The organism is Flavobacterium amniphilum, assembly GCF_023634845.1.
Lineage (GTDB): Bacteria > Bacteroidota > Bacteroidia > Flavobacteriales > Flavobacteriaceae > Flavobacterium > Flavobacterium amniphilum.
On record NZ_JAMLJL010000009.1, the window covers coordinates 119,296 to 136,555 of the forward strand.

Consider the following 17,260-nt stretch of genomic DNA (forward strand, 5'->3'; position numbering starts at 1 on the left):
AAATGAAAAGAATATTAGTTTTTCTTGTTGCGTTCCTGCCTTTAATCGGTTTATCACAGTCACATTCTGACAGTACTAAAACCAAACATCTTAATTCGGTCGCGATAAAAGGCGGTTATGCCGTGCAGGATATCAGACGGCTTGATTCGATAGCAGGAACTTTTATTTATTCGGGCAAGAAAAACGAAGTAATCGAAATGGCCAATAAAAACGTCTCACTGACCGAGAAACAGGGGAGACAGATTTTTGCCAAAGTGCCCGGTGTGTTTGTATACGACATGGACGGAACCGGAAACCAGGTGAACATCTCCACGCGTGGTCTGGATGCACACAGGAGTTGGGAAATGAATATCAGGAAAGATGGTATCATCACCAATTCCGATATGTACGGTTATCCGGCCAGTCACTATAACATCCCGATGGAAGCTGTTGAATGTATTGAAATGGTGAGGGGAACTGGAGCATTGCAGTACGGGGCGCAATTTGGCGGAATGCTGAATTATGTGGCCAAAAAACCGGATACTCTGGGTGTTTTTTCCTTTGAGAGTATCAATACGGGAGGCTCGAACGGACTCGTAAGTGCTTTCAACAGTGTTTCGGGAAGGAAAGGCAATTTCAGGTACATGGTCTGGGCCAATAAAAAGCAAATTTCAGGGTACAGGGATAATGGCGATTCGAAATATGATTCGGAAGCCGTGAGTTTGTTTTATGACTTCTCCAAAAATATCAATGTGAAGCTGGAGTGGACACACTCGATGTATAGAGCACATCTGCCGGGACCTTTGACCGATGCTATGTTTCATTCCAATCCGAGGAAAGCAACCCGTTCGAGAAATTACTACAGTCCGGACATTCATATTCCTTCCCTGACCGCCAATTGGGAGATTTCGAAGGATACCAGGCTGCAGTTTACCTCTTCGGCTGTTTTGGGGACCCGCAGTAGTGTTATGTTTGATAAACCCGCTACGGTTGAAGATGCCATTGATCCGGTAACGCTGCAATATGCCAACCGTCAGGTGGATATTGACCGTTTCAACAGTTATACCAATGAATTGCGGTTGCTGCATTCTTATGTGTCAGGAAAAAGGAGAAATGCTTTTTCGGCCGGTGTTCAATACATGAACAATGATTTGCACAGAAGACAGTTAGGAAAGGGCACTACCGGAACCGGATATGATTTGACCCTTGTTACGCCGGGCTGGGGCAGGAACCTCCATTTTAAGACACAGAATGTGGCGCTGTTTGCGGAGCACCAATGGAATGTAAGCCGTAAGTTATCCTTTAATACCGGAGCCCGGATGGAGATAGGAAAAACGAAGATGACCGGAGAAATTGTTTACTATCCGGATGAGAACCTTCCCAATACCATAAAACACAATTTTCCGTTGTTCGGGTTGAATGCCCAATATACGGTTAATAAGAATGCCAATTTGTATACCGGTTGTTCCACGTCTTACCGTCCGGTTATTTTTAAAGATATTATTCCCGCTTCGACTTATGAAGTAGCCGATAAAGAGTTAAAAGATGCCAAAGGGTATACCGCTGAGATTGGGTACAGGGGAAAGAAGAATTTTTTGCGCTGGGATGTCAGTCTGTTTCATCTCCGCTATAACAACCGAATGGGTACATTGGCCCAAACAGACAGTAACGGGAATCTGATTATTTACAGGACCAATATAGGGGATTCGCGTACAAACGGAGTTGAATTGTTTTTACAGAAGGATTTTCTAACCGGAAGGAGAACAATGGTGTCGTTGTTTACGTCTACTTCTTTTATGGATGCCCAATACAGAAATGCCACGGTACGGTCAGGAAATAACAATGTTTCGATAGACGGTAATGAAGTGGAAAGTGTACCGTCCTGTATTACCCGTAACGGACTGACATTTAAATACAGTATGGTAAGTTTTTCGGTGTTGCATAGTTTTACGTCAAAAAACTATGCTGATCCGCTGAATACAACCACACCGTCAGCCACAGGAGCCGTTGGTATTGTTCCGTCTTATCATTTAACCGATTTGGGACTTACACTGGTATTGAAAGACTGGATAAAAGTACAATTAAATGCCAGTAATATTTTTGACAGGCAGTATTTTACCAAGCGCCCGCAGTTTTATCCCGGGCCGGGAATATGGCCTTCGGACGGCAGGACTTTTTCGGGGACGGTAACCCTGAAAATCAGATAGTGTTAAGCATAAAAAAACCTGCAGCGAATTCCCTGCAGGTTTTGTTTTTGTATTTCGGATTATTATTTCAAAGTTTCGAAACCGCGTTTCACGAATGAAGTCAGTTCTTCCCCTTTCAATAAGCCCTGGGATAGTTTCGCTAAATCCAATGCCTGTTTGATCAGTCCTGATTTTACGTCTTCGCTTTCGGCGTTTAAGATAGTGTCGGCCAAATCAGAATTGGTATTCACCACTAAGTTAAACATATCCGGGAAATTCCCCATACCGAACATTCCACCGCCGCCTGTTGCACTCATTTCTTTCATACGGCGCATGAATTCCGGCTGCGTGATCATGAACGGTGCCGAAGTGCTGTCCATTGCCTCCAGTTGAACCGTATAGTTTTCTTTGGGAACACTGTTTTCAATGATTCCTTTTAAAGTCTCTTTCTGTTCGTCTGAAAGTTTAGAGATTTGTGTATCTTCTTTCTGGATTAACTTGTCGATATGATCGGCATCCACACGTGCAAATGTCAGGTTTTCATTGTCGGCTTCCAGTTTCTGGATCAAGTGGGAAACGATAGGAGAGTCCAGTAAAAGTACCTGATATCCTTTTTCGGTAGCAATATCAATGTAGCTGTGTTGTGCTTCTTTGTTTGAAGCATACAATACGACTAACTTCCCGTTTTTATCAGTTTGTGCTGCCTGAAGGGCTTCTTTCAATTCTTCCAAAGTGAAGTATTTGCCGTCAGTAGTCGGATAAAGTGTAAAAGCACCGGCTTTTTCATAGAATTTGGGCTCCGAAAGCATTCCGTATTCCAGTACGATTTTGATATCATTCCATTTGGCTTCAAAATCCTCACGGTTTTCAGTGAACAGGGATTTCAGTTTATCCGATACTTTTTTGGTAATGTAATTGGAAATCTTCTTCACATTTCCGTCGGCCTGTAAGTAAGATCGGGATACGTTTAACGGGATATCCGGTGAATCCACCACACCTTTCAGCATCATCAGGAATTCAGGAACGATACCTTCTACGTTGTCGGTTACGAATACCTGGTTTTGGTACAATTGGATTTTATCCTTTTGGATCTGTATGTTGTCACCCAGTTTCGGGAAATATAAAATACCGGTCAGGTTGAACGGATAGTCTACATTCAGGTGAATGTTGAACAGCGGTTCGTCAAACTGCATCGGGTACATTTCACGGTAGAAGTTCTTGTAGTCTTCATCACTCAAATCAGATGGTTGTTTTGTCCAGGCCGGATTCGGGTTATTGATGATGTTATCTACTTCAACGGTTTCCGGTTTTACATCTTCAGCAGCACCTTCCGGTACAGGAAGTGTTTCTGTTCTGGTTCCGAATTTAATCGGCACCGGCATGAATTTATTGTATTTGCTTAATAATTCACTGATTTTGAAGTTTTCAAGGAATTCCAGGGAATCATCGGCAATGTGCAGGATGATTTCGGTACCTCTTTCTGTTTTGCTGTGCGGTTCCAAAGTAAATTCCGGGCTACCGTCGCAGGTCCAGTGTGCTGCCGGTTCGTCTTTGTATGATTTGGTAATGATTTCCACTTTGGAAGCCACCATAAAAGCCGAGTAGAATCCTAATCCGAAGTGACCGATGATACCTGAATCTTTGGCAGAGTCCTTGTACTTTTCAAGGAATTCCTCAGCACCCGAGAAAGCTACCTGGTTGATGTATTTCTCCACTTCTTCCGCTGTCATACCCAAACCTTGGTCGATGATGTGCAGTTTTTTGTTCTCCTTGTCGATTTTTACTTCAATGACAGGATTTCCGTATTCCACTTTTGCATCCCCGATGTTCGTTAGGTGTTTCAGTTTCAGTGTCGCGTCAGTCGCATTGGAAACTAATTCGCGTAAGAAGATTTCGTGGTCACTGTATAAGAACTTTTTGATTAAGGGAAAGATGTTTTCAACCGAAACATTAATTTTTCCTGTTGTCATAGTATTTAAATTTTTATTAGTAAATTTATTAGTCTTTTAATATTTTCCTATTCTTTCAAAAGAAATACCAATTCTTCCTTTAATGACAAATTGACCGATTGTGATTTTATAATTAATAAGAAAAATAATATAATAGAACTTCGGCTGAGTGTTGTAAATTTGTACTATAAAATTCAAATATATTCGATCATGAAAAAACTGATTTTACTTTTAAGCCTTATGTTATCCCTGTTTGGTTGTAAAGTTAAAGATGCGGCAACCACTACTACTGTAGACCGACGTGCACAAACTGCCCTGAAAGGCAGCTGGATTTTGACAGATGTTAATTACCCGGGTGAAAATGTGTTGAAAGTGAATGCTTTTCAAATTGCAGATACCAAATGTTTTGAAGGCAGCCGCTGGGATTTTATCCCGAACAATGATTCCGGAAAGATGGAACTGACACAGGCAAATTGTCTGCAATTTAACTCTGATATCAAATGGTATGTCAATAAAGAACAACAGTTTGTGTTAAAAATGCTGAATGCCGGTGATAAAGCCCGTAAAGTAAGAGAAGGTTATATATTGATGCTTAGAAACCAATCGCTGGAGTCCTTCCAACTGGTGGATAAAGTGGACATAGCGGGTAAGATGACCGAAATAGTATACCAATTCAAAAAAAATAAATAATACGATCATGAAAAAGTCTATCATATACGGAATTGTGGCAAGTTTCCTTTTAGGATCGGCCTTGTCAAGCTGTAATTCCATTAAAAACGCTAACAATACCCAAAAAGGTGCCGCTATTGGTGCCGTGAGTGGAGCTGTTCTTGGGGGAATCCTGGGAAATAATTTAGGTAAAGGCGGTAAAGGAGCTTTAGGTGCTGTTTTAGGCGGTGTTGTCGGTGGAGTTGTTGGTGGAGTCATCGGTAACAAAATGGACAGACAGGCAAGAAGCATCAGTGAATCGCTACCGGGTGCCAAAGTAGAAAGAGTGGGGGAAGGAATCAAACTGACATTGGGTGAAAACTCGGTGAATTTTGATTTCAACAAAGCGACTTTAACTCCTAAAGCAAAAGCCAATCTGGATAGGTTGATTCCGGTTTTTAAGGAGTATCCTGATACCGATATCAAAATCTACGGATATACGGACAGCAAAGGAGCAGATAATTATAATCTAAGCTTATCAGAGCAAAGAGCTAATGCGGTAAGAGGTTATTTAGTGGCTAAAGGATTGAAATCAACCCGTTTCAATATCACCGGAATGGGAGAGGCAGATCCTATCGCTTCAAACGAGAGTGATGCAGGCCGTGCCGAGAACCGCCGTGTGGAATTTGCCATTACTGCCAATGAAAAAATGGTTCAGGATGCCAAAAAAGAAGCCGGACAATAAAAAAAGTATAAATTGTTGAAAAAGCTGTTCATTAGAACGGCTTTTTTGTTTGTTGAACTTTGTAGCTTTGCATTCTAAATTCTGAATATGCTTCAAGTAGAAAATATATCTTTCGGATACACCGAGAAAACCATTTTGCACAACATCAGTTTCAATATCCAGAAAGGGCAGAATATTGCGCTTCTGGGGGAAAGCGGTTGTGGAAAAAGTACGTTGCTGAAATTGATTTACGGGTTGCATGATCTGGATGAAGGAAAAATTTCATGGCAGGAAAAATTAGTGACCGGACCGAAATATAATCTGGTGCCGGGAATGCCGTACATGCGTTTCATGGCTCAGGATTTCGGATTGATGCCGTATGAAACGGCTGGGGAAAGTGTGGGGAAATATTTGTCGAATTCATTCAATGCCATCAAAAGACTCCGCATCGAGGAATTGCTTGATTTGGTCGAAATGGCCGAATATTCCCGTACCAAAGTGAATTTATTAAGTGGCGGACAGCAGCAGCGTGTGGCATTGGCAAGGGTATTGGCACTTGAGCCCGAAGTATTGTTGCTGGATGAACCTTTCAGTCATATCGATAACTTCCGTAAAAATGCCTTGCGCCGTAATTTGTTTGCCTATCTGAAAAGCCGTGGGATTACGGTTATTGTGGCCACGCATGACAGTACCGACGCGCTTTCTTTTTCAGATGAAACCATGATCATGAAAGACGGTCAGTTGCTGGTTAAAGCACCGTCGATGGAAATCTATAAAAACCCGGGATCTAAATACATTGCTTCTCTTTTCGGGGAAGTAAATGAACTCGTGATGAACAAAGACGGAAAATCGGAAACGGTTTTAGTGTATCCGCACCAATTGAAAGTGGTCGAAGAAGGCCCGCTGAAAGTGACGGTGAAGCAATGTTATTTCAAAGGAAACCACTATCTGATCAAGGGAGCTTTTAACGGACGTCCGTTGTTTTTCCAGCATGACAGAGAATTGGAATTGCAGTTGGATGTAGCCTTGGAAGTGAAGAGGTTGTGATTAGTAATTAGTAAAGAGTCTTTAGTACATAGTCCTTAGTGTGCTTTGAAGGAAATCTATAGGAAAATAATAATAGCCCCATTGTTTGGGGCTTTTTTTATGGAGAAAAGTGATTAGTAAAGAAGTCCTTAGCGCTTAGTCCTTAGTGTGCTTAAAAGAGATTTATAAGATAGTTGTAAAGGAGTCCATTTGTTTGGAGCTTTTTTTTATGGTTTGAATTTGTGGAATCAATATTGCTGTTTGTGGAGTGAATGTTGTCTCTTGTGGAGCTAATATTGCTGCTTGTGGAGCGAATGTTGTCTATTGTGGAGTGAATGTTGTCTCTTGTGGAATCAATATTGCTGCTTGTGGAGTGAATGTTGTCTCTTGTGGAATCAATATTGCTGCTTGTGGAGGCAATGTTATCTATTGTGGAGTTAATATTGCTGCTTGTGGAGCCAATATTCTTTATTGTGGAGCCGATATATTTTAAAAATGAAACCACTAAGGACTAAGTGCTCTTTACTAATTACTAGTCACTAATCACTTTAAGAACTAAAAAAAGCCCCATCCGGGGCTTTTTTTAGTTCTTAAGGTACTTGTCTAAAAACTGTTCCTGTTCCCATAACAAATGGAAGATGTTTTCTTTGGCAGCATAACCATGTGATTCTTTAGGTAAGATGACCATTCTAACCGGCGCTCCCAAACCTTTTAACGCCTGAAAGTAGCGTTCGGTTTGCAGGGTAAACGTTCCCGGGTTGTTATCAGCCTCACCATGAACCAAAAGCATTGGTGTTTTCATTTTCTCAGCGGTCATGAAAGGCGACATTCCGTTGTAAATATTAGGAACTTCCCAGTAATTGCGCTGTTCGCTCTGGAATCCGAACGGAGTCAGTGTTCTGTTGTATGCACCGCTTCGGGCAATACCGCAGGCAAATAGATTAGAGTGTGTTAATAAGTTGGCTGTCATGAAGGCACCGTATGAATGACCTCCCACCGCTACTTTTTTACGGTTGATATAACCTAAGTTATCCACTGCATCGATTGCAGCTTCTGCATTAGCCACTAACTGCGGCATGAAAGTGTCATTTGGTTCCGTTTTTCCTTCCCCGATGATTGGGAACGAAGCATCATCCAATACTGCATACCCTTTGGTTACCCAGTACACGAATGATCCATAGTTAGGGAACGTGAATTCGTTCGGGTTTTTGTTGTTTTGCCCTGCCGAACTCTTGTCTTTGAATTCTTCCGGATACGCCCAGATCAATAATGGTAACTTTTCTTTTTTGGCCGTTCTGTCATAATCAGCCGGTAAGTATAATGTTCCTGAAAGTTCAACACCGTCTTTACGTTTGTATTTGATTACTTCCTTGTATACGTTTTTAATACTTTCGAATGGGTTTTTAAAAGCTGTAACCGGAGTGATTTTATCTTTCGATTTGATGTTTCTGAAATAGTAGTTCGGGAATTCGGTTTTCGATTGGATCGATACTAAAACCTCTCCTTTTTTGAAATCCTCGATCGATAAGATGTCTTCTTTTTTGTCTTTGTAAGTGCTTTGGTATAAACGTTTTGTTTTTAAAGAAGTCAGGTTGAATTCGTCAACGAACGGGAATTGTCCGTCTTTGGTGAAACCATCACCTAACAGGTATAAGTTATCATTTTCGATGGCCAATACAAAACGTCCGTAGTCGTTCTTTTTGGTTTCAAAATTCCCCGGATCCGAATAAATATCCTGTTGGTTACGGTCGGAAATCACTTTTGGTGCTTCTCCCGGTTTTGATGGATTGAATAAATAGGTTTTTACATTACGGGTATCGTACCAGTTATCATATGCGACTGCTGTTGTACTGTTTCCCCAGGTAACCCCACTGAAACGTTGTGGCGTTTTCAACAACGAAACCGGATTAGCGTTGAAAGGCGCTGTCCAAGTGAATAATTCATCCCTGAAGTCGGCTTTATTAGCAGGATCACCACCGTCAAGTGCTTCCACGAAAGATAAAGTTGCCGGTTCATCGGTACGCCATGCAATAGAACGTTTACCTTTTTTAACCGCCATGAAGCCTTTAGGCATTACTTCTGTTAACGGAGATTCATTGATTAGTTTGATGAGGTTTCCATTTAAGTCATACACTTCCGTAGTGATGGGAAAACGGGTAAAAGGAACGATGTAGGAAAATGGTTTTTTTATGACATTGGTCAGTAAATAATTTCCGTCAGGTGAAAATGATTCGCCCACATATAAATCGGCTTTTTTAAATAAAGAAGCATTTCCGTTTAAATCAACTTTGTAATATTCGGCAGTTACCAGATTTTCAAAATTGGCTTCATCGGTTGGGTTTTTCAATAAATCCTGAAACGTTCTGTTTTGGGAAACCTTTCCGTCCGACATGGAAACAGTAGGCCCTTTAGGTAAATCTTTTTTGCCGTCGTTTAATGCAGTTCTGTTTTTTACCAATTGCTTGATCAGTATGCTTTTGCTGTCACGGTACCAGTTGAAAGGAGAACCTGTGTTGGCATTTAAAGTGGCATCAGTCAGTTTTTTAGCGGTTGCGGTAGCCACATCCAAAACCCATAATTCCACACCGGTTGCCGTGGTGTTGGTGAAGGCTATTTTGGTTTCGTCAGGAGACCAGTTCAGGTAGGCGATCTTAGGGTTTTGCGGTAAGCCGTTAACCTGCGTTTCTGCTTTGTCTTTTATTTTTCTGATCTTCAGATTGTTGATGTAAGTCAGCGTACTGGATATGTTCGTCACCGGATTGATGCGCAATCCTCCCAAACGCATTTCGTCCTGATTTAAGTCATCAAGAGTTTTGTAAGTATTCCGGTAAGAAAGGAGCATGTATTGCTTTTTGGTGTCCATGTTTACAGACGGAGCTCTTTCGTAATCGGCTAAGGCAAGAATGGAAGCCGATGGTTTCTGATAGGTTAAGTTTTCCTGTGAAAAACCTGAATGGCTCACAATTAATAGGCAAGCCGAAAAAAGTAGTTTTCTCATATGTTGATTAATCATTTGCATAAAAGTATGTCAAGTAGGCATCCTTTCGGGACAGCTTAACAAAATTTTATATAATTCCTAAGAGCATTAGTGTCCCGAAGAGTAATAAAGTTACACAGACAATGTTCTGTAATGTGGAAATAGTTGTTTTTTGCAATAATTTGTTTCCGAAGTATACACCGGTAAAAGCTGAAAGTGCCGCGAGTCCGACCAGTGTGAAATCAAGCTCCACTTCGTTGCTGATGATTTTCGGAATATAAATGGCCAGACGGGAAATATCAACCATACAGGCTATAACAACCCCGGTAGCGATAAATACTTCTTTGGATAGACCGGCTCTGATTAAAAAAGCACTCCGTAAAGCGCCCTGATGACCTGAAAGACCACCGAAAAAGCCACTTAACATCCCGCCAAGACTTAAATACTTTTTATCAAATTCCAGGTTTTTGAGTTTCGGGATAAAATCAAATAAGGCAAAAACAATCAAGAGTAACCCAATGATAAGTTTCAATGGTTTGATCTCAAAAAACTGTCCGTTCAGTTGGTATGAATATAGTGTTCCGGTGTGTGTCAGTAAGCTTAAGGTATAAGCACCAAGGAAAGAAAAAGCAATGGCGGGCAAACCAAATTTTAGGAGCATGTTTTTATCCGCATTTTTACCAAATAGAAAAAATTTGAAGGCATTATTCATGAAATGAACTAAAGCGGTCAATACAACTGCAACCTCAATCGGGAAAAACAATCCGAAAACCGGTAAAAGAAGTGTGCCCAGTCCGAAACCCGAGAAGAGTGTTAATCCTGCACCAATCAGGGATGTGATGCAAATAATAAGGTATTCCATGTGCTTTTGTCTATCGTGTTTCAAATATAATAGTATTCCAATTGTCAATTCGGAAATTTTGTGTATTTTGTATTGTTAATTTTTGCATTAAACGTAAATTTGCAGACAATTTTTAATTAATAAATAAAAAGCATGTATCATTCAAAGATAACGGGATTGGGTTATTACGTTCCGGATAATGTGGTGACAAACGATGATTTGTCCAAAATAATGGAAACTAATGATGAATGGATCCAAGAACGTACCGGTATAAAGAGAAGAAGACACGTAAATACTGCGGAAGACACTACCACTTCAATGGGTGTTAAAGCGGCTGAAGTCGCCATACAGAGAGCAGGAATTTCCAAAGACGATATTGATTTTGTCATTTTCGCGACTTTGAGTCCGGATTATTATTTTCCTGGGCCGGGTGTTTTGGTACAAAGGGATTTAGGTTTGAAAACGGTAGGTGCGCTTGACGTACGTAACCAATGTTCGGGATTTGTGTATGCGATTTCAATTGCGGATCAGTACATCAAAACCGGAATGTATAAAAATATTTTGGTAATCGGTTCTGAAGTTCACTCAAGAGGATTGGATTTCACAACAAGAGGACGCGGTGTATCGGTTATTTTCGGAGACGGTGCAGGAGCTGCGATTTTATCAAGAGAAGAAGATACAACCAAAGGAATTTTATCTACACACTTACATTCGGAAGGACAATATGCTGAAGAATTGGCATTGATTGCACCGGGTATGGGAAAACGTTGGGTATTGGATATTTTAAAAGATAACGATCCTAATGACGAAAGTTACTATCCGTATATGAACGGTCAGTTTGTATTCAAAAATGCCGTGGTCCGTTTCAGTGAAGTAATCATGGAAGGATTACAGGCAAACAATCTTCAGGTTTCTGATATTGACATGTTGATTCCGCATCAGGCGAATTTGAGAATTTCACAGTTTATCCAGCAGAAGTTCCAATTGACAGATGACCAGGTGTATAACAATATCATGGAATACGGTAACACAACAGCTGCCTCTATTCCAATTGCTTTGACCGAAGCTTGGGAACAAGGAAAAATCAAAGAAGGAGATACAGTTGTATTGGCAGCTTTTGGTTCAGGTTTCACTTGGGCGAGTGCCATCATCAAATGGTAATTGATGAAAAAAGCCATTGTAATAGCTTCTGTATTTGCGTTAAGCTGCGGTAAACCTGCTTTTAATTCCAAATGGATGGAGGAGAAGGCACCTGAAAAATTCCAGACTCGTTTTGAAACCTCACAGGGGAATTTTGAAATCGAGTTTACAAGAGACCTATCACCGGAAGCGGTGGACAGGGTTTATCAGCAAATCACCCATGGTTTTTACGACAATGTGGTTTTTTATCGTGTTGTTCCTAATTTTGTTGTTCAGTTTGGGCATATGGATTCTACTGCAACGGCTAATAACTGGGACCGCTATAAAGTAAAAGATGAACCGGTTAAAGGAAGTAATGTTAAAGGAACAATCAGTTATGCACGTTCCGGACCGGATTCCAGAGGAAATCATTTGTTCATCAATCTGAAAGATAACAAACGTTTGGATACGGTTGCCTTTAACAGGGTAAAAGGATTTCCAACTTTAGGTAAAGTGACCAAAGGCATGGAAGTGGTTGAAAAACTGTATTCCGGATATGGAAATGAAACGATGAAAGTGTATGATACTTTGGCTGTTAAGCGGAAAGAATTCATGAAGAAGTTTCCAAAGCTTGACTCTATTAAAAAAGCGTACCTATTTAAATAATAAAAACCCCGATGAAAATCGGGGTTTTTATTTGATTACTTTTGTTGGCTAACAATTAGAATAGTCCGCCACCGCCACCTTGTGTTTCGTTTTGGTCACGTTGTTTACGTTGTAACGCTCTGTTTTTTCCACCACCGAAGTTGTAGTTGATACCTGCGTAAAACGTTTGGCTTTCCCAATAGAATGCTCCGTATTGTCTGTAAGGTATTTTTCCGTCGAAAGCAAAACGCATATTTTCAAAAATGTCATTGTAACGAAGTGTTATCGTTCCTTTTCCTTTCAAGATGTTGTAAGTAGCTCCAATATCAGCCTTGTACATTGATTTTCTTTCTCCTTGTAAACTAATATCACGTCCTCTGAACATTCCGAATAACTGGAAACGTAAATTTTTAGATGCAGTGAATGTATTGTTCATTCTGGCGTTGAAAGTTGTAACATCAATTTCTTTTTTCTCATATTCTTCTGTAATACCGTTTTGAACAATACCTCTTACGGTTTTGAAATATGAATCGGCACTAATGTTTGCTCCCCACCATTTTGCGAACTTTAAATTGGCGGAAGCCTCAATACCATAAGCATTGTTGTCTTTGAAATTGTCCCATGATAAAATTCTTCTGATTTCATTATTCGGATCAATATAAGTTACCCTTGAAATTTCGTCGTTGATTCTTCTGTAAAAAACTCCTGCTGTAACTGTTCCAACTTTCATTGTGCGCGTATAGTTAGCTTCAAATGAATTGGTAAATTGTGGAACCAAACCTGGATTACCTCTTGATTCAATAGTAGGGGTTGTCCATTCACGGATAGGATTGATCTGGCCTATACTCGGTCTGTCAACTCTTCTGGAATAATTAAAATTGAATGAGTTTTTTTCATTAGGTGTATAATTAATGAAAGCCGAAGGATATATGGTAAAAATGTCATCACTTACCTTTTGCTGGTCATTTTCAGTTGGCTCAGTTGAGATTGTTTCAAAATCGGCATCTAAATTGTAAATTTCGGCTCTCGCACCAAGCTGCGCACTCCATTTACCCCATTTTTTACTATAATTTGTGTATAAAGCATGGATGTTTCTTTTGAAGTCAAAATTGTTTTCGGCTAAATAGGCTGATTCCGGTCTTGAATTGTCAAAATTACTTTCTGTACCTTGTAATCTTGATTCGAAACCGATTTCCAGTTTTACACTTTCAGAAATTGGATTTGTATAATCAATATTGAATTGGGTATAATTGGTTTCAGTTTCTATGTTGTTATTACTTGGTGTCGTTTCAGTAGGATCAAATTCAGTATCTAAGTAGTCACTGTTTTCTTTGTTGTTGGTATTTGAAAAGTTTGCCTGAAATTCAATGTTTTCACCTTTTTTGTCAAAATCATGCTTGAATACCAAGTCATAAGTTTGATTGTTGTTTTTGTTTTCATTTCTTGCCAGCTGATTGGAATCGCGGTTGGCATTATTTAGATAGTCAACATCAGTTCTGCTTTGGCCGTCAAGATGGGTCAGGTTTTGATTTGTATAAGCCGAAAAAGTATTTTTATCATTAATATAATAATCAAATCCCAGTTTTAAAAGATGTGAATTGTTTCTGTTTCTGAATCTGAAATCCTGTTCACTTTCTCTGCCTGGATTTGAAGAATTTACAAAACCGTGATTGGCATTGATACCGTGGTTGTAGCCATAGTTGCTGTATAAATTTACTTTTCCTACTTTATAATTTAGGTTTAAAGCTGAATTGGTTTTAGGAGTTATACCGAAAGTAACTCCTGTATTGATACTTCCGTTGAACCCGTTATTGGCATTTTTATGCAATATGATATTGATGATACCACTCATTCCTTCAGGATTGTATTTCGCAGAAGGATTTGTAATCAATTCTACCTGTTTAATAGAGGAAGAAGGGATTTGTTGCAGTAATTGTCCAACTTCAATATTAGAAGGTTTTCCGTCGATTAATACTCTTACGTTGCTGTTACCGCGTAATGAAATCTCTTTGGTTTGCGCATCAATACTTAAAGTAGGAATGTTGTTAAGCATTTCAGAAGCAGTAGTTCCTGAAGCTACAAGATCTTTTCCGACATTAACTACTTTACGGTCAATTTTCTGTTCGATTGTTGAACGCTCTTTTACGACAGCAACTTCGTTTAATTGGGTTGCTTCTTCTTCTAAGGCGATGGTTTTTAAGGCAATAGCTTTGTCGCCGTCTGAAAGTGTAAAAGAGCTTACATATTTTTTGAAGCCGATGTATTGTACTTCAACAGTCAGTTCTTTCAACGGAAGATTACTTACTGTAAAACTACCGTTGTCCTTTGTGATTCCTCCGGAAATAACTTTTCCTTCATCCTTTACCGAAATAGTCGCGTAAGGAATGGGTTCACCGGTTTTCTTTTCGATTACTTTTCCGTTAATGCTGCCGGGCAAAAGATTTCCGGTGGCAGGAGCAGAAGTTTGTGCTTGCATATTAACGAATTGCGTCAATAAGCAAATGATAAAAAGTTTTAATTTCATCTTAAAAATAAGTTTGGATGCGATTGATGATTGTTTCTTTATGTTTTGGAAAGTAAAGATGCAAGCAAATTTACAATCTAGTAGACTCATCGTACTCCGGTTTGTTACAGTTTTAAGAAATGTTTAACAAACAAAAGAAAATCCCCGGGAGATTTTCTCCCGGGGACAATCAACAAAATTAACCAAACCCAATATCTTAGAACATACCGCCTCCCTGCGAATCGTTTTGTTCTCTTTGTTTACGTTGTAATGCTTTTTCTTTTCCGTTTCCGAAATTGTAGCTGAAGTTTACGTTTAAAGTCTGATTTTCCCAACGGAATTTACCATTGATTTTCGCAGGATCTTCACTGTGGAAACGCTCTCTCATGATGTCGAAAACGTCATTGTAACGTACGCTTACCGTTCCTTTTCCTTTTAAGATATTCAAACGGGCTCCTAAATCGGTTTTCCACATGCTTTTATTTGTAAATTGTAAATGTCTTGCTCCGCCTCTGTACATAGTGAACCAGATTAATCTGAAATCTTTTGTAACTTTAAAGGTATGGTTCATTCTTGAGTTGAATAAAACCGCATTGATTTCTTTGTCTACTAAATCACCATTTCGGTCTTCAATGATTCCTTTGTTGTTTTTAAAGTAGCTGTCAACTCCAAAGTTCATGTTCCACCATTTGTTGAAATCCAGGTTTCCTGAAACTTCTACACCATATTCTGTGTTGTGGTCAAAATTGGTAAAAGTCAAAAGGCTTTTGGTTTCATCATACGGATTTGTGGTCAAAACCTGTGAAATGTCATCTTTGATATATCGGAAGAAAGCTCCTGATGTGATTGAACCGATTTTTACTTTTCGGGTATAATTTGCTTCAATCGAATTGGTAAACTGAGGTCTTAAATCCGAATTACCAATTTGCTCAACTGTTGGCCCGCTCCATTGTCTGATTTCGTTTACCTGCTGCATGTTTGGTCTGTCAACTCTTCTTGAGTAATTGAAGTTGAATGTGTTTTTTTCAGATGGAGTATACGTTACAAATGCTGATGGATAAACAGTAAAGATGTAATCTTTAAAAGTATCGTCGTCCTGACCAGCTTTTTTGAATGTTCCGTTTACATCATAACTTTCAAAACGTAAACCTAACTGATAATTCCATTTGCCAATTTGGGTGTTGTAATTACCGTAAGCAGACTGGATATTTCTGTTGAATTCAAAATCAGAATCGTATGTGTTATTGATGTCAAATTTGTTTTTTGTTCCGTCAATTCTGCTTTCAAATCCTAATTCGATTTTTGAAGTTTCTGATAACGGACTTGAATAGTCAACATTGGCGATCAAATTTTTACCATCTCTGGTTACATAGTTTGTTTTTGTTAAATTGTTGTTTTCATCTCTGAATTCACTGTCTTCAGGACTTTCTGATACATTGTAGTTTACTTCGATGTCCAATGTTCTGTCAGCTTTTTCAAACTTGTGTTTGTAGGCTACATTGTACGTTTGGTCTTTGTCATTTCCTTTTGCCGACTGAATTTGGGTTACATCTGTATTTGTTCCTGTTACGTAATCGATTTTGTTACCGAAAACCATAAATGGGTTCCCAAATGACTGAATCGTATAAAATGATAAGGTGTTTTTGTCGTTCATGTAAAAATCAACGCCTGTTTTTGTAAAATGATTTTTGTTGAATTCACGGATGTTAAACAAAGCATTGTAATTATCAACATTGTCATAGTTACGCCAATTGATGATTCCGTTGACGATTTGTTTTCCATGATTTAAAGAGTAATTCGTATAGAAATTGAATTTATTCACTCTATAGTTTAAGTCGATTGAACCATTGAATTTAGGAGTTTTTCCAAAAGTAACACCAGTGTTCAGATTTCCGTTAAAACCCATTTGGGCATTCTTGTTCAACACAATGTTGATGATTCCGCTCATTCCTTCCGGATTGTATTTTGCAGATGGATTTGTAATTAATTCAATTTGTTTGATTGAAGTTGTAGGGATTTGCTGTAATGCCTGATATGCAGTCAGATTAGACGGCTTTCCGTTGATGAAAATTTTCACATTGTCATTACCTCTAAGACTAACTGTATTGTTTTGTTGGTCAACCGATACAGAAGGAATGTTGTTCATGATATCTGCAGCAGTTGCTCCGGCTGAAATTAAATCTTTTCCGACAGTAATTACTTTCCGGTCAATTTTCTGTTCTACAGATGATTTCTCCTTAACAATACTTACTTCGTTAAGCATTTTGGCTTCTTCTTCAAGAAAAATACTTTTCAGGTTAGCCGATTTGTTGTCGCTGTCCAGTGTTATGGTTGTTTCATATTTTTTGTAACCCATAAAAACAACTTCTACCGAAAGAGATTTAAGAGGTAAATTGTCTATGGAGAAAGTTCCGTTGTCTTTTGTCATACTTCCGGTTAATACCTTTCCATCTTCTTTTATGGTAACGGAAGCATATGAGAGTGGCTCGCCGTTTTTCTTGTCTATAACCTTTCCTTCTACATTCCCTTTTGCAGTCGGAAGGGTTGGAGCTGTGGATGTTTGGGCTTGCAGACTGGTTATCTGAACCAATAAGCAAATAATAAACGCTTTTAATTTCATGATTTTAAAAATTGATTGATGATGATTTCTGGGACAAATGTAT

11 protein-coding genes are annotated in these 17,260 nt (G+C 39.2%); 6 read left to right on the forward strand and 5 right to left on the reverse strand.

Annotation, left to right across the window (positions count from 1 at the left end; all coding sequences use genetic code 11):
* Positions 1–2: 2 nt before the first annotated feature.
* A complete protein-coding gene (locus tag NAT51_RS11870) occupies positions 3–2,186 on the forward strand; it encodes a TonB-dependent receptor family protein (RefSeq protein ID WP_250599143.1) in 2,184 nt (727 codons plus the stop codon).
* Positions 2,187–2,248: 62 nt separating this feature from the next.
* On the opposite strand, the gene htpG is transcribed toward NAT51_RS11870, so the two are convergent.
* Entirely contained in the window at positions 2,249–4,135 is a 1,887-nt protein-coding gene (gene htpG / locus NAT51_RS11875) for a molecular chaperone HtpG (protein ID WP_250599144.1), read from the reverse strand.
* A 189-nt stretch (positions 4,136–4,324) separates the two neighbouring features.
* On the opposite strand from htpG, the gene NAT51_RS11880 reads away from it, so the two are divergent.
* The 3 genes from NAT51_RS11880 (at position 4,325) to NAT51_RS11890 (ending at position 6,533) form a co-directional block, all read left to right on the forward strand.
* Positions 4,325–4,804, forward strand: coding sequence for a lipocalin family protein (locus NAT51_RS11880; protein WP_250599145.1), 480 nt, complete (start codon positions 4,325–4,327; stop codon positions 4,802–4,804).
* Positions 4,805–4,811: 7 nt separating this feature from the next.
* Entirely contained in the window at positions 4,812–5,507 is a 696-nt protein-coding gene (locus NAT51_RS11885; RefSeq protein ID WP_250599146.1) for an OmpA family protein, read from the forward strand.
* A gap of 87 nt (positions 5,508–5,594) precedes the next feature.
* Positions 5,595–6,533 (forward strand): ABC transporter ATP-binding protein, encoded by a 939-nt coding sequence (locus tag NAT51_RS11890; protein ID WP_250599147.1) that lies wholly within the window; start codon positions 5,595–5,597, stop codon positions 6,531–6,533.
* Between the two features lie 562 nt (positions 6,534–7,095).
* Here NAT51_RS11890 and NAT51_RS11895 read toward each other — a convergent pair.
* Both NAT51_RS11895 and NAT51_RS11900 read right to left on the reverse strand, forming a co-directional pair.
* Positions 7,096–9,510, reverse strand: a complete 2,415-nt coding sequence (locus NAT51_RS11895; RefSeq protein ID WP_250599148.1) for a S9 family peptidase — start codon at positions 9,508–9,510, stop codon at positions 7,096–7,098.
* Positions 9,511–9,577: 67 nt separating this feature from the next.
* Positions 9,578–10,351 carry a sulfite exporter TauE/SafE family protein gene (locus tag NAT51_RS11900; protein WP_250599149.1) on the reverse strand — a complete coding sequence of 258 codons (774 nt, stop codon included), beginning with the start codon at positions 10,349–10,351 and terminating at the stop codon, positions 9,578–9,580.
* 132 nt (positions 10,352–10,483) lie between these two features.
* On the opposite strand from NAT51_RS11900, the gene NAT51_RS11905 reads away from it, so the two are divergent.
* Together NAT51_RS11905 and NAT51_RS11910 are read left to right on the forward strand one after the other, a co-directional pair.
* The gene (locus NAT51_RS11905) at positions 10,484–11,491 is read left to right on the forward strand and encodes a 3-oxoacyl-ACP synthase III family protein (protein ID WP_250599150.1); all 1,008 of its coding nucleotides are present in this window, start codon (positions 10,484–10,486) and stop codon (positions 11,489–11,491) included.
* 3 nt (positions 11,492–11,494) lie between these two features.
* Positions 11,495–12,115, forward strand: a complete 621-nt coding sequence (locus NAT51_RS11910; protein WP_250599151.1) for a peptidylprolyl isomerase — start codon at positions 11,495–11,497, stop codon at positions 12,113–12,115.
* 55 nt (positions 12,116–12,170) lie between these two features.
* Here NAT51_RS11910 and NAT51_RS11915 read toward each other — a convergent pair whose 3' ends face one another.
* Both NAT51_RS11915 and NAT51_RS11920 read right to left on the reverse strand, forming a co-directional pair.
* On the reverse strand, positions 12,171–14,618 hold the full coding sequence (locus tag NAT51_RS11915) for a TonB-dependent receptor domain-containing protein (protein ID WP_250599152.1): 2,448 nt from the start codon (positions 14,616–14,618) through the stop codon (positions 12,171–12,173).
* A 196-nt stretch (positions 14,619–14,814) separates the two neighbouring features.
* Positions 14,815–17,217, reverse strand: a complete 2,403-nt coding sequence (locus NAT51_RS11920) for a TonB-dependent receptor domain-containing protein (protein ID WP_250599153.1) — start codon at positions 17,215–17,217, stop codon at positions 14,815–14,817.
* Between the last annotated feature and the right edge of the window lie 43 nt (positions 17,218–17,260).